The 14,727-nt window shown below is 61.0% G+C and carries 11 protein-coding genes; 5 read left to right on the plus strand and 6 right to left on the minus strand.

The window, feature by feature from the left end; translation table 11 throughout:
* Positions 1-204 precede the first annotated feature (204 nt).
* Positions 205-768 (plus strand): lysozyme inhibitor LprI family protein, encoded by a 564-nt coding sequence (locus tag EOS_RS19305; protein ID WP_235442881.1) that lies wholly within the window; start codon positions 205-207, stop codon positions 766-768.
* 104 nt (positions 769-872) lie between these two features.
* Here EOS_RS19305 and EOS_RS19310 read toward each other — a convergent pair whose 3' ends face one another.
* On the minus strand, positions 873-1,352 hold the full coding sequence (locus tag EOS_RS19310) for a hypothetical protein (RefSeq protein WP_047848311.1): 480 nt from the start codon (positions 1,350-1,352) through the stop codon (positions 873-875).
* A 393-nt stretch (positions 1,353-1,745) separates the two neighbouring features.
* On the opposite strand from EOS_RS19310, the gene EOS_RS19315 reads away from it, so the two are divergent.
* The 3 genes from EOS_RS19315 to EOS_RS19325 all read left to right on the plus strand — a co-directional run bounded on the left by EOS_RS19315 (position 1,746) and on the right by EOS_RS19325 (position 5,448).
* The gene (locus EOS_RS19315) at positions 1,746-3,095 is read left to right on the plus strand and encodes an NfeD family protein (RefSeq protein ID WP_235442883.1); all 1,350 of its coding nucleotides are present in this window, start codon (positions 1,746-1,748) and stop codon (positions 3,093-3,095) included.
* Positions 3,095-3,868, plus strand: a complete 774-nt coding sequence (locus EOS_RS19320; RefSeq protein WP_047848292.1) for a slipin family protein — start codon at positions 3,095-3,097, stop codon at positions 3,866-3,868. The genes EOS_RS19315 and EOS_RS19320 overlap by 1 nt, the downstream gene beginning before the upstream one ends.
* Before the next feature lie 248 nt (positions 3,869-4,116).
* Positions 4,117-5,448, plus strand: coding sequence for a chloride channel protein (locus EOS_RS19325; RefSeq protein WP_047848293.1), 1,332 nt, complete (start codon positions 4,117-4,119; stop codon positions 5,446-5,448).
* Positions 5,449-5,455: 7 nt separating this feature from the next.
* Here EOS_RS19325 and EOS_RS19330 read toward each other — a convergent pair whose 3' ends face one another.
* From EOS_RS19330 to EOS_RS19350, 5 genes are all read right to left on the minus strand, one after another.
* Positions 5,456-8,422: an FAD-binding and (Fe-S)-binding domain-containing protein gene (locus EOS_RS19330; protein WP_075645370.1), complete on the minus strand. Its 2,967-nt coding sequence runs from the start codon at positions 8,420-8,422 to the stop codon at positions 5,456-5,458.
* Positions 8,423-8,464: 42 nt separating this feature from the next.
* Positions 8,465-9,724: an LVIVD repeat-containing protein gene (locus EOS_RS19335; RefSeq protein WP_047848294.1), complete on the minus strand. Its 1,260-nt coding sequence runs from the start codon at positions 9,722-9,724 to the stop codon at positions 8,465-8,467.
* A 105-nt stretch (positions 9,725-9,829) separates the two neighbouring features.
* Positions 9,830-10,936 (minus strand): substrate-binding domain-containing protein, encoded by a 1,107-nt coding sequence (locus EOS_RS19340; protein ID WP_047848295.1) that lies wholly within the window; start codon positions 10,934-10,936, stop codon positions 9,830-9,832.
* Positions 10,937-10,966: 30 nt separating this feature from the next.
* Positions 10,967-12,097, minus strand: a complete 1,131-nt coding sequence (locus EOS_RS19345; protein WP_082163430.1) for an ABC transporter permease — start codon at positions 12,095-12,097, stop codon at positions 10,967-10,969.
* Positions 12,098-12,105: 8 nt separating this feature from the next.
* A complete protein-coding gene (locus tag EOS_RS19350) occupies positions 12,106-13,665 on the minus strand; it encodes a sugar ABC transporter ATP-binding protein (RefSeq protein ID WP_235442882.1) in 1,560 nt (519 codons plus the stop codon).
* Positions 13,666-13,840: 175 nt separating this feature from the next.
* On the opposite strand from EOS_RS19350, the gene EOS_RS19355 reads away from it, so the two are divergent.
* On the plus strand, positions 13,841-14,713 hold the full coding sequence (locus EOS_RS19355) for a helix-turn-helix domain-containing protein (protein ID WP_053063970.1): 873 nt from the start codon (positions 13,841-13,843) through the stop codon (positions 14,711-14,713).
* Positions 14,714-14,727 lie beyond the last annotated feature (14 nt).

Here is a 14,727-nt window from a genome sequence, read left to right on the forward strand (position 1 = left end):
CGCGGCGCGTGCTTACCTGAAGGTACTAGCGACCATCCTGCAGCCTGCAGAAAAAAACACGCCTGAACACACGCGTGCGTCTTTCTTTGGGCGACAGCCTGGTTCGCGAGAAATATTTCGTAAGTACAGACCGAACCCTGGTTCTTTTCTGCGCATCCCGGGCACCGGATCCAGCTGAGTATGCATGAGAAGCCCATTATTCTCATGACAACAATGACCCTCTTCAAGACCGCTCTGATCACTGCGATTCTGTTAAGCAGTCCGCTTGTCGCCCACGCGACCAGCTTCGATTGCAATCGTGGCCACTCAGTCGCTGAAAAGCTGATTTGCCACAATCCCGATTTATCGAAGCTCGACGACGAACTCGGAAAGCTCTATTGGAAAGCGCGCCGCGCGGTTGCCAACACACGTTCGTTCCGCGCGGACAGCGACGCCAAATGGACTTGGCGAGAAACGCACTGTACGGACGAAACGTGCCTGACAACGTGGTATTCCGGTCGGATAGAGGAGCTTCAACGGCTGGTCGACGATCTGCAATTCATCGCGAAGCCCGCACCGGTTCGCACGGCCTCTGAGCAAGCGCTGCCGGAGCCCACGATCGCGATCGGTCAATGTACCGTTGCGCAGCCGGGCATGATTTCGCTTGATCACTGCAGGTCGCTGATGAAAGCCAACATGCACTGGAAATACGACGTGCATGGAGGCGACTGGTTCTGCGGAGTAGCCGTGCTTGACGAATCGAAATTGCCTAAGGTCTCCCTTCAGTGAGCGGCCGCCTCGCCTGGGTGACAGTGTCGAGAACGAGGTGACATCCTGTTCATCCCGTTTTCGGTCGGTCCATTATTTAATAATTTCAATACTCGCCAATGGCGCTAGTGCCGGTGCATTCCCCCGAACGTGTGCATGCCGCCCATGCCACTGCCAAATCGCGGTCGCTCGCCGTGAAAACCCGAGCCAATCGGCGCACCGACATGCACATGATCCATTTGATGAAAATGGTGGAAGTGAGAAAAGTGGTGAAAATGATCCACGAAGATAAAACTCACGCCCGCACCGAAGTAAAGAGGCGGCCCCCAATACCAGGGATCGGGATAGGGATAGACCGCGACCGGGTACATAAGCACGCTTCCATCAGGGCTTTGCATGATCTGCCATGTGCCGTCGCTTTGGAGGCATGCCCGTCCAACGACCTGCTGCATCGAACCATCTATCTCCGCCTGCCCTACCACCGCCCGGCAATTGGTTCCAGAGTCGACGTCCGCCGCGACTGAATCGTCGTACGCTTGTGCAAGCGCAGGCGCAGCAAAACTCACGGCGGCAAGCACTATTCCCAACCGAAGTAACTGACGCATCATCGTCTCCTGCATGGACCCGGCGTAATGGCGCGTGCTCGTGTTGCCGCGGTAATCGTTCGCCAATCGCGTCGGGATACAAGGATTAAACGGTCGAACCCGCGCAAATATTCCGGCATCGCGCGAAACACGTTGCACGAGACACCTCGCGGAAATGGCGCCGGTTTATCGTGGAAATCCTTAGAGCGGGCAAACTTGGTAAACGCTTAATTTGGCATAAGCTTAATGTCAGGCAACCTTCGTTGAGCCGGCGTCATCCTGTCCGCAAAAGACGCCGCTCTTACCGTAATGGACCGCTATTCGTCTCGCTTGCTTCACCCGGATGCCGTGCGCGAGCTTTCCGGCACAGCGGGTTTCCTGTTGCGCAAAGCGGCGGTGTTTCTAGCAACATTGATGCTCTGCAGCGCCGCGGCTGCCAGCCCTGCCGTCGTGGTCATTCCGCTTAACGGCGCTGTTGGTCCCGCAAGCGCCGACTTCGTCGTTCGCGCGCTTTCCCGCGCCGCTGAAGAACACGCTCAACTCGCCGTTCTCGAAATCGATACGCCCGGCGGACTCGACCCGTCGATGCGGTCCATCATCAAAGCCATCCTCTCGTCACCCGTTCCCGTCGCAGCGTTCATCGCTCCGGGAGGCGCACGGGCGGCCAGCGCGGGCACGTATATCGTCTATGCAAGCCACATCGCGGCAATGGCGCCGGGCACCAACCTCGGCGCCGCCACGCCGATCCGTATCAGCGCGGGCGGGTCCACGGAGCCATCATCGGCGGAGCCCGGCCAGGCTAAGAAAGACGCGGGTGCATCGGCTTCTTCTGCCCCGAGCACGGCATCCACCGAGACCACCAAGCAGGTGCAGGACGCCGCGGCCTACATACGCGGCCTCGCGCAACTGCGCGGCCGCAACGCGCAATGGGGCGAACGAGCCGTTCGCGAAGCGGTCAGCCTCTCGGCCAGCGAAGCGCTCGCGCAGAACGTGATCGACCTGAACGCGTCCGATGTGCCCGAGCTGCTCACGAAGCTCAACGGCCGGCATGTACGCACGATCACGGGCGATCATGTACTCGCCACGTCCGGCGCTGCGGTCGAGACGATCCTGCCTGACTGGCGCAGCCGCTTTCTCGCGACCATCACCGACCCAAGCGTGGCGCTCATTCTCATTACGATCGGCATGTACGGGTTGTTCTTCGAGTTTGCGAATCCTGGGCTTGCGTTGCCCGGCGTCGCGGGCGCAATCAGCCTGATGCTGGGTCTATTTGCGTTGCAGTTGCTGCCTGTCGACTTTGCCGGGCTCGGCCTGATTCTGCTCGGCATCGCCTTTCTTGTTGCGGAGATGTTCTTGCCGACGTTCGGCACGCTCGGCTTCGGCGGCATTGTCGCGTTTGCGATCGGCGCGCTCATGCTGTTCCGTACCGATGTCCCCGGCTACGGCATTCCAGTCTCACTCGTGATCGGCCTGACCCTTGCCACGGCGCTGTTTGTGTTTGTCGTTTCGAGCATCGCGCTGCGGGCGCGCCGGCGTCCTGTTGTGAGTGGCGCGGAGGCGATGCTCGGCAGCATAGGCGAGATGCTGGAAGACATGCCGCCAAGCGACAGCGGCTGGGCTCGCGTGCACGGAGAACGATGGCGTGTGTGTTGCCATGAAGCCCCTGCGCTGCTCGCGCGCGGGGAGCGGGTGCGTGTCCTCGGGCGTCACGGGCTCATGCTGACCGTGGCGCGGCTGGACGAGGTAAAACAAGGAGAAAAATAATGGCCGGTTTTACGTTTGGCTTCAGCGGTATCTTGCTGGCGCTTGTCATCCTCATCGTGTTCTCGTCGATACGCATCTTTCGTGAATACGAACGCGGCGTCGTCTTCATGCTCGGCCGCTTCTGGAAGGTCAAGGGGCCGGGCCTCGTCCTCATCATTCCGGCGGTGCAGCAAGTAGTGAGAATGGATTTACGTACCGTGGTCTTCGACGTGCCTCCGCAGGACGTCATCACTCGGGACAACGTGTCCGTGAAAGTGAACGCGGTTGTCTACTTTCGCGTAGTCGATCCGGAGAAGGCGGTGATTCAAGTCGCTCGCTTTCTGGAGGCGACCAGTCAGTTGTCGCAAACGACCTTGCGCGCGATTCTCGGCAAGCATGAACTTGATGAGCTGCTTGCGGAACGCGAACGTCTCAACACGGACATTCAAAAGGTACTCGATGCGCAGACCGATGCATGGGGCATCAAGGTGTCGAACGTCGAGATCAAGGACGTCGACCTGAACGAGACCATGGTGCGTGCAATCGCCCGGCAAGCCGAAGCAGAGCGTGAGCGGCGCGCCAAGATCATCCACGCGGAAGGCGAACTGCAAGCATCGGAAAAACTGCTGCAGGCAGCGCAAATGCTCGCACAAGCACCGCAAGCCATGCAACTGCGCTATCTGCAAACACTGACGACGATCGCCGGCGACAAGAATTCAACCATCGTTTTTCCGATGCCTATCGATTTGATCAGTTCGCTTCTTGAGCGGCTCAAGGGGCCTCCGCAAACTTAAGGATGCAGGGCTTGGTGGTGCGGTGACGGCACGCTTAGGCCTCGTACTGATCGCCGCCGCTAAGGGCCGCTAAGGGACACCTCAAAAATCATGCGGAGATTACATTAATGGAAAAAATAAATGAATTTGACGCCTTACTCCTCAAGCGATAGATTCGGGTTCGCGCTAATTGAAATTCTTAATAACGCTTAACCACGGTCAAAGAATGCTCTGCCGGCCACACCCTTTCATATAACCAACAACCCCCGATGCACGCTCAACCACCCCGCCCGCGAGTTCCCGGCAGTCCACTCATCAGATTCGCGGTGGTCACCGTCCTCACGGGGATCGGAGCCGGCTTGGGTGGTATGGCGTTGGCGCTGCTCCTGCATTTTCTCCAGCACGTCGCTTACGGCTATAGCATCACGCGCCTGATCGGGAATGAGAGCTTCTATGAGGGAGTCGAGGCTGCATCGGCTGGCCGCCGGATCGCCGTGCTCGCGGCTTGCGGCGTCATTGCGGGCTGCGGCTGGTTCGCCATCTATCGCTACGGGCGGCCACTGGTCAGCATCAAGAAGGCAGTGGCGTCCGACGACCCGCGCATGCCTCCCGTCACCACGGCTGCGCACGCCCTCCTCCAGATCATCACCGTTGCACTGGGCTCGCCGCTCGGCCGCGAAGTCGCGCCCCGCGAGATTGGCTCGTTGCTTGCAGGGTGGCTGTCGCATTACGCTGGACTGAGTGTCGAGCAAACGCGCTTGATGGTGGCCTGCGGCGCAGGGGCCGGGCTCGCCGCCGTGTACAACGTCCCGTTTGGCGGAGCGATCTTTATTCTTGAAGTATTGCTCCGGTCGTTCGAGGTGCGCGTTGTCATTCCCGCGCTGGTCACGTCCGTCATTGCGGCCGTGGTCGCTTGGCTTGGCCTCGGTGACGCATCGCAATACGTGGTCCCGCACTTCGGTTTGAGCGCAAACCTCGTGACGTGGGCCATCGTCACGGGTCCAGTGTTTGGCGTCGCCGCCTTCGCGTTCGTCCAGTTGACGACAAAAGCTCGCGCAGCCGCACCGAAAGGATGGATGCTACCGCTTCTATCTCTCGCCAACTTCCTGATCATCGGTTTACTCGCGGTGTCTTTCCCGCAGATTCTCGGCAACGGCAAGACGCCTGCGCAACTGGGCTTCAGCAACGAACTGACAATCGGCCTTGCGGGAACGCTCCTGGTCATCAAGGTCGCCATTACCGCGAGCAGTCTGCGTGCGGGTGCTCAAGGTGGATTGCTGACGCCCGGCATGTCCAACGGCGCGCTGCTGGCTATCGTGCTGGGCGGGCTCTGGACCTTGATATGGCCGGGAACGCCCATGGGCGCTTTCGCGATCGTCGGGGCCACGGCCTTTCTCGCCTCATCGATGAAAATGCCGATCACCGCGCTGGTCCTCATGGTCGAGTTCACACGCGTCGATCACGATTTCCTCGTGCCCATGCTGTGCGCAGTGGCCGGATCGATAGCAATCAGCCGCTCGCTTGAACTCCGGATGCAAGCGCATGCGCGATCTTCAAAGCCGGGTTCGGAGCTCAAGGGCGCTGCAGTATCGCGAGGCTGAAGACCATTCACGCCCCACACGCCAGCGCCAGCAACTCCGCCAAGTGCATGGCTTCACGCCGTGTGCCGTGGCGAATCTGTTCGCGGCAACTGAAGCCGTTTGTCAGCACGATGGTGTCTTTACTCGCTTGCCTCACCGCCGGGAAAAGAACCTGCTCGCCCACGTTATCCGCTATGTCGATATGGTCGGGATGAAACCCAAACGATCCCGCCAGACCACAGCAGCCGCTATCCAGCAGCGTGAATCGCGCGCCCATTCTTTCGAGCAGCACACGTTCTCCGTTGGTTCCGAACAAAGACTTCTGATGGCAGTGTGCGTGAACAAGCACCTGCGCTTCAAAACGCGGCGGCACGTAGTTCTGTTCGACAAGAAAGTCGCCGAACAACCACACGCTCGATGCCAGGCGCTGTGCGCGCGGATCGTCGGGAAACAGTTTCAGCAGTTCGTCCTTGAACACGGACATACACCCTGGTTCCAGTCCGACAAGAGCAAGCGGAACGTCGCCTGGATCGTCACGGGCGAATTCCAGCGCAAGCGTTGTGAGGATGGCTTCGAGCTTTTCACGTGCGGTGTCGAGGTAGCCGAAGTCATAAAGCGGGCGGCCGCAGCACAACAGTTTCGCCGGCAATACCGTTTCAAAACCCGCGTGCCGAAGCACCTTGACGGCGGCCAGAGCGATCTCTGGATGGAAGTGCTCGCAGAAGGTATCGACCCACAGGATCACCTTGCCGCGCAGCGGTGCTGCCGATTTATTAAGCGTGTTATTCGAGCGGTCCTCGGCGAAGCGCGTGCGAAACGTCTGCGATGCAAACCGCGGTAGCGCCCGGCGTTGCGCCGTACCCGCGATCCGTTTCGCAAGCGTGGCGAATGCCGGTGTTTGCGTCAGCAGGTTCGCCATCCACGGCCACTTCGCAGCGAGCGGCGCCCAGTCCCCAATACGGCCCATGAACAACGCCTGCCGGGGGCGGCGCTTCGTCTCGTAGTAATGCGATAAAAATTCAGCCTTGTAGGTGGCCATGTCGACATGCGTCGGGCAATCGCTGCGGCATCCCTTGCACGACAGACACGTATCGAGGGCTTCCTTGACCGGCTCGCTGTTCCACTGTCCATCGACTACATCGCCTTGCAGCATTTCCCATAACAAGCGGCTGCGTCCACGCGTTGAATAACGTTCCTCGCGTGTGGCGCGATAACTCGGGCACATCGTGCTGCCGGTGAGCGAGCGGCATCGTCCCATACCGACACAGCGCTCCACCGCGCGTTGAAAACCATTGCCCTCGGCGCTGCGAAACGCGAAGCGCGTGTGGAAGTTCACCACCTTGTATTGCGGCCCCATGCGCAAGTTGTCGTCGAGCCGATACGCCTGCACAACCTTGCCCGGATTCATCCGGTTCTGCGGGTCCCAGATACGCTTGAACTCGCGCATTGCTTCCATCAGTTCTTCGCCAAACATGATCGGCAAGAACTCGGCCTTGGCTTGCCCATCGCCATGTTCGCCCGACAGCGAACCGCCGTAACGCACTACGAGCTCCGCCGCTTCACGCGTGAAGTTGCGCCATTGACTCACGCCCGCCGCGCTGGTCAGGTCGAAGGTAATGCGCGCGTGCACGCAGCCATCGCCGAAATGCCCGAACAGCGACGTGCGGTATCCGTACCGCTCGACAAGCGCCTGGAACGCGCGCAGATAATCTCCCAGCTGATCAGGATCGACCGCGACATCTTCCCAGCCTACTTTCGGATCGGGCACAGTGGGATCGATGGAAAGCTGCGTTGCCGATGCACCCGTTTCGCGAATCAGCCAGATGCGCTTTTGCATATCGGGATCGGTCACGAGCCACGTCGACGGTATCGGTCCCGTGGTGCGAGCCGCAAGACTAAGGACAGTTTGCTCGGCCAACGCAACCGCCTGCTCGACGGTGTCCGCGCCAAACTCCACGATGACCCATGCGTCGCCTGCGGGCAGCATCGCTATCTCACCTGCACGCAGGCCGCGCGCCTGCAAACCACGGATGATTTCCCGATCAAGTCCTTCGATAGCAATTGGTTTGAACTGCCGGTATTCCGGCAACGCGTCCGCAGCGGCATAGATATCGGGGAACCCGAGCACGAGCGAGACGCGTACGGCGGGGCTCGGCACAAGACGAACTTTGGCTGCAACGGTCAGCGCGCATGTGCCTTCCGTGCCCACCAATGCACGGGCCACATTAAAGCCGTTCTCGGGCAGCAACTGATCGAGATTGAAGCCGGATACACGACGCCGGATGTCAGGAAAACGGGTACGAATCTGCGTAGCGTAACGATCCCTCAGGTCTTTCAGATCGCTGTATATCTGCCCGCGCCGCCCGCCTGCCGCGATGATTGCTTCGAGCTCGTCATCGAAAGTCGGCCCGACCCAGAAGCGCTCGCCGTCGTAGGTCATGACCTCGAGCGCTTCGACGTTCTCCAGCGTCTTGCCCGCCATCACCGAATGCGGCCCGCAGGAATTGTTGCCGATCATGCCGCCTAATGTGCAACGGCTATGCGTCGATGGATCCGGTGCAAAGGTCAGGCCGTAGACTTCGGCCGCGTCGCGCAGCGTGTCGCAAATCACGCCCGGTTCGACAAGCGCCGTGCGCTGCGTTTCATTGACATCGAGTATCCGGTTGCAGCTCTTCGACAAATCGAACACGACCGCAACGTTGACGGTCTGACCGCTCATCGACGTACCGCCGCCTCGCGAGAGAATGGGCACGTTGTGATGGCGGCAGATCGCGACCGCCGCGATCAGTTCATCGATAGACGCCGGCACCACTACGCCTATTGGCGTTTGCCGGTAGTTCGACGCATCCGATGCATATGCCGCACGATGGGCCGCATCGAACCTGACAGCCGGCCCGAGCGCGGCGCGCAATTCCGCTTCGAGCGGCGAATAGTCTGTGCTGCCAGCGCGCGAAACGTCGTCAAGCCGCGTGGTGTCCTGCGTGTTCGCGTTCACATGTTGCCTCGGTTTGTCACTACGTTCAGGACCTGAATCGCCTCAAGCCTGGAACTCGAGAATGTAGAGACCGCCGTTATAGTCGGTCGAATAAACCAGTCCCTCTGCATCGACGAATACATCGGAAGACTGGATGACATTAGGCCGGTTCGGACGGTGATCCATCAAGCGTGCCGGCTGCGGCGGCACAAACGCCGCGACTTCGACCGGCCGGTACGGATCGCTGACATCGAATGCCCGTACGCCTGCGTTCTGATAGGTCGCAAAAATCAGTTGAGAACTGACGTAGCTGCCCGGCCGGTTCTCGTGCAGGTTGTGCGGACCGAAGTGACCGGGCTTCCGCCAATACTCAGTCTCTCGCGGTCCGGGAAACGTCGAGATGCTCACAGGATTGGACGGCTCGCGGACATCGAATAGCCAGATGAATTTCTCACCGTCCTCCTGATGATCGAGTACCGCCTCATCGAGTACGACCAGCAGATCGCGGTCAGGCAGAGGCAGGCAGTTGTGCGTGCCGCCGCCGAACGGCGGTGACCAGTTGCGGTGCGTGATCAGCTTCGGCGCGCTGCGGTCGGCCACGTCGAGCATGACAAGACCAGCGTCGCGCCATGCGCAATAAGCGGTATCGCCGTGCACGATGGGGTGATGCAGGCCGTAGCGCCATTCCGCCGGCCACGATGGCGTTTCGTCTGCGGCAACATGCATGCCGGGTAGCCAGAAACGCCCCGCTTCGCGTGGATGGCACGGGTCCGACATGTCGATCGTGATGAAGATGTAATCTGAAAAACCGTCCAGCAGCGCCGACGCGTACGCCCAGCGTCCGCCCGTATACCAGACCCTGTGGATACCGCCGCCTTCGACCGGCATGAAGCCGATCTCGCGCGGCGCGTCGCCCTGCGAAATGTCGTACACCGCGAGGCCCGCACGCCAGTTGCGTATGCCCGCCGAGCGTTGCGCGGTGCCGACTTTCTTGCCGAGCGAGCCTTGGTAGTACGCACGCTCGTCCTGGAACTCGGTGGCCGCGAACATGTCCTTGGCGTTGATGACAAGCAGCAGGTTGTCATGCGTCTGCAAGTGGATGTTCCATGTGTTCGGTGGCGCCGGCATATAAGCGACGGTCGCCGGCCGGCGCGGGTCGCGCACATCCACGACACTGAAGCCCTTCGAGAACATATGACCAATGTAGGCGTACCCGCGATGCACCATCAGTTGCACACCGTCGGCACGGCCGCCCTGGTCACTGTGGCCAATCAACCGCATATTGCGGGCAAAATCGGGAACAGGTAATTGAGTGTCAGTCATGGCTGGATCATGGGTTCAAGAGTTCTGCTGTTCCTCGATACACGCTGCTCTCGCATGAGCATGCGGAGCATCGGTATCCAATACGGACTACCATCTTATGAGGTGTCATTTCACGCCCCAGATGCGCCGATACACATCGCGATAATGATTGTCCGGGTCATAGCGATTCATCTTCCCCCCATCGAATGCAATATCGGTCGCCGTGACCAGATGCACCGGCGCCGTATAGCCGCTCACCGGCGCCCCGTCAAACGCTCGGTTCAATTCGTCGACCGCCTGCCAGCCGTGCAGTGAAACGGGTTCGGCAACGGTAGCCGCCTGATATTCGCCGTTGCGGATACGCTGGAACGCCGACTCGCTGCCATTGCCCGCCGACACGCCAAGCAGTGGCCCTGAACCCTTGTAGCCTGCCTGCTGCAGCGCGGGCGACATGAAATCGAAGGGCATGTCATTGATCGTCAGCGCCCATGTCCACTTTGCGCCGTAGCGTTGCAGCATGGTCGAGGTGAGTTGCGGCAGGCGCGTCGCGGTATCGGATAGCGGCGTGTCTTCTATCTTCAGCAACTGGCAGCCGGTGCACTTCTTGACCAGGTCGGCCATTGCGTTGGATTTGGCGGTCGCGATCTCATAGGTGGAGTCAGTGAAGATGACCACGCCCGCCTTGCCGTTCGACTGCGCGATGACGTACATCACCGCCGCTTTCGCCACATCGAGCGGGTCCGTCGCGAGGTTGGTGACGAACCCTTCCTGCGGAGCGGGTCCGGGCTTCGGCAGCGAATGCCATCCCACGACCTTGATACCGCGCGCGACTGCCTGATGGATCAGTGAGGCCTGTTCTCTCGCGTCCACGCTGCCGAGCACGATGCCGTCGGGCTTAAGCGCGATGGCCTGGTTCATAGCCGCAGAGCGTCCGGAGATTGAGCCTTGACCGTCGATCAATCGAAACGTCCAGCCCATCGCGCCAGCCGCTTCCTTGACGCCTTCAGCTACGCCGCGCGGCCCGCTGTCGCGTTGATCCGCCGATACGAACACGATTGTCTTGCCGTGTTGCGCGGTGGGGCCGGCGGTCGGTCCACCCCACGATTGGCCGGACTTCGTGGCCTGCGCGGTGTATGCCTTCGCTTCGGCAAGAAAGGTGTCGTCTGCGTGTGCGCTCAGTGCGGACGCTGCAACCAGCGCGGCACAAAGGGTGATGATCAGGCGGTGCTTCATGGTGTCTCCTGTCGGTCATATAAGTCTGGTTCACTCGGTGCGTTCGGTACTCGACGGCGGTATGGACAACGTGCCCGCCGGTCCATCGTTGGTTTCGTTCGGCAGCGTGGCCGCGTTGGAAGGCGCAGCGCCTTGAATGGGCTTGCGCGGACTGCGGCGCCGGCGCTGCGTATATCCAGCAATGCCGATTGCGACGAGCAGCGTGGCGCCGTTAAACAGCGGCTCGACGTAGAAGTCGCCCCCAAGCTGCTGGATCCCCGCGATGCCGACTGCCAGGATCGACACACCGAACACGGTGCCCCAGACGTTGACTCTCCCAGGCTTGATCGTGGTGGAACCCAGGAATGCGCCGACCAGCGCGGGCAACAGGAAATCGAGTCCGACACTCGCCTGGCCGATGCGTAGCTTGGCCGCGAGCACGATGCCGGCGAAGGCCGTCAGCACGCCTGAACTGACAAACGCGAGGATCACGTAGCGGCGCGCGGGGATGCCGTTAAGCGCTGCAGCACGCGGGTTCGCACCGATCGCGTAGAGGTAGCGTCCGATCGGCAGATAATCGGAGGCGAGCCACAGCACGACCGCTATCACGATTACATACGTTGCCGCGATTGGTAGTCCGAACAATGATGTCGTGAAAATAGAGGTGAACGCGTCGGGCAACGTGCCGATGACCTGACGCCCGCCGGTATGCCACATCGCGATGGCGTACAGCACGGTGCCCGTCCCCAGCGTAGCGATGAACGAATCGATTTGCGCAACCTCCACCAGCACGCCGTTGAGCAGGCCGAGCAGCGCACCCAGCGCAAGGACGATTACGACAGCAACCTGCCAGTCGATCCCGTGGGACGTCTGCAAGCTGATGGCGAGGATGTGCCACAGCACGATGCCGTAGCCGACCGTCAGGTCAATGCGGCCAGTAGCCATTGGAATCATGGCGGCTAGCGCGAGGATCGCGATGATCGATTTGTCGCCGACGATGGAGCGCACGTTCAGCAAGGTGGGAAACGTGTCGGGCAGGATCAGCGAGAACAGCGCGATCAATAGAAGCGTGAGGATCGGCAAGCCAAACACGGGCAACAGACGTACGAAGCGAGAGAACGGCGAGAGGCCGGCTAGTTCACGGCGCGTCGGCTCGAGCGCGTTGGATTTGAGTGATTGCATGGCGTACCTCAGGCAGTAAGGGGAATGGCGTCGGCGCAAGTCACGCCATAGTCGAGCGATGCGCAATGCAGCAACTCCGACACGCTGAGCTGTTCAAGCGGCAACTCGCGAGCAATCGTGCCCGCGCGAAACACCAGCGCGCGATGACAGATCTGAGCGGTCTCCTCGAAGTCGGACGAGATCAGCACCACCGCCATACCGGTGCGCACCGCCTCCCCAAGCAGCCGATAAATTTCCGCCTTCGCGCCAATATCGACACCTGCGGTGGGGTCCTCGAGAATCAGCACCTGCGCGCCAATGCGCAACCAGCGCGCGATCACGACCTTCTGCTGATTGCCGCCGGAGAGTGTTTCGATCAGTGCCGCCGGATCGTTAGGGCGCAACGCGACGCGTCGTCCAAGCGCCAGCGCTTCGTCGGTTTCGCTCGCCGCCGAGCGCATGTGCAGCCCCTTGCGGCCGCTCGCGCGAGGATTGAGAAAGAGGTTCTCGCGGACGGAGAGGCCTGGGCCTATCGACTCGCCGTAACGGTCGCCGGCCACCAAGCACAAGCCATTCGCCACGGCCGCGCCGGGAGAAGACAAGTCCACTTGCTCGCCGTTGAGCAGCACCGTTCCCGACAGGATCGGCGCCGCGCCGAACAGCGCCTTGCCGAGCGAGTCGTGTCCCGCGCCGCGCAAGCCGACCAGTCCGAGGATCTCGCCACGGCGGACATCGAAGTTGAGCGGACCGGCTTCTTCCGTGTGCAGCCTGCGCACCGACAACGCGATGGGCGCAGCACCCGGCGCCGGTGGCCGTACGAATACCGAGTCAGGTTCACGCCCGACAATATGGCGAATCAGCTCGGCAGGCGCGGTGTTCGCCGTTGTCTGTTCCGCGACGCGCCGGCCATCGCGCAGTACAACAATGCGGTCGGACAACGCAAACACCTCGTCGAGCCGGTGCGATACATAGATCATCGCCACACCTTGCTCGCGCAGGCCCAACAATACGCGATGCAGGCGCTGCACTTCACTCTCCGGCAGGCTCGCGGTCGGTTCGTCGAGCACCAGCAGATCGGCACGGCTCGACAATCCGCGCGCAATCGCCACCAGCGATTTCTCCGCGCGCGACAAGGTGAACACACGCTGCTCGGGGTCGATGTCGCCGCCCACCAGCGACAACGCCGCCTCGGCAGCCGCCCGCACCGCTCCCCACGAAATCAGGCCGCGCAGCTTCGCATAAGTAGTCGCGAGCGCGATGTTCTCGGCGACCGTCATCCAGTCGACGAGCCCAAGATCCTGATGTACGAACGCGACGCGGCCACGCATGGCGCGCGCATCCGTCGGCGTGCCGCGAAACAGCAGCGTGCCGCTCGACGGCGCATGCACGCCGGCCAGTATCTTGATCAGGGTTGATTTGCCTGCGCCGTTCTCGCCGAGCAGCGCCACGATCTCACCGGCGGCGACATCGAAACTCACGTCTTCGAGCGCCGTCACCCCGTTAAAGCGCTTGCCGACGCCTCGCACGGCGAGCACCGGAATACGCGGCGCGGCGCCTTGGCCGGACGCGCCTTGCATCGTTGTAAACATGTCTCACTCCATCAATCGACCGTTGGCCGAATTTAGTGTTTGCTATACAGTTTTTTTGTTTTTACTATTATTGGACGAGGTTTTAGCGGCCGCCTATCGAAAATCGGCCAGCCCAACATCGAAATACGGCCAGCGTCGACCGAACGCAAAAAGCTGAGGAATGGAGCGAGACATCATGAAAACGAACGACGAACTCATCGACTGGGTGATGCCTGAAGACGACCCCGTGAACCCGTTTCGCTGCAGCGATCCGCTGCCGGAATGTGTGGAACGGGTGGAGCCGGGGAAGGCCGTGATCGGCTCGCGCGGCGATCCGAAGAACAAGATCCTGTGCGTCGAGCAAGGCCGTCTGAAACTCGAAGGTCCGCATGGCCAGTGGTTGTTGCTGCCCGCGCATATGGTGTTCATTCCGCATAGCCGGCCGTACCGGCTCTACACCAGCGCCGATGCGGTCGTGGTCGTGGCGCACCTTGGCGCGCAACATACGGTGTGGCAGCACGAAGGCTGTTGGGCGGCGCCGGTCAGCGGTCTCGCGCGCGAGATGTTCGGTTATGCGCTGCGTTGGGGACGTGAACGCGCAGCCGACGACGCCGTAGCCAATGCCTACTTCCAGGCACTGGGCCTCTTGTGCAAGGACTGGTTCGAGTGCTCGCGGATGATGTGGATTCCTTTCGGCGAGTCACCCGTGCTCAAGCGCGCCATCGCTTATACGCGCACCCGGCTGGACTCGGCGACGATTGAACTGGCTGCGGAAGCGGCTGGCACGTCGGTGCGTACGCTGCGCCGATACTTCCAGGACGAACTCGGAATGAGCTGGCGCCGCTTCTTGCAGGAATTGCGCATGGCGCGCGCGATCGAACTGATGACCCGCAAGCGCCTGTCCGTCACACAGACTGCACTTGAGGTGGGCTTCAACAGCGTGGCCGCTTTCACGCTGGCCTTTTCTTCCTTCACGGGCAAGACGCCGAGCTCTTACACACGCGACTTCCTGAACGAAACGTTCATTCCGAACAATGCGATGGGGAGTCGCATCGAAAGCGAGGTTTAAGCAGGCCTGCTGAT

The sequence above is a fragment of the Caballeronia mineralivorans PML1(12) genome (assembly GCF_001028175.1).
In the GTDB taxonomy this organism is placed as follows: domain Bacteria; phylum Pseudomonadota; class Gammaproteobacteria; order Burkholderiales; family Burkholderiaceae; genus Caballeronia; species Caballeronia mineralivorans.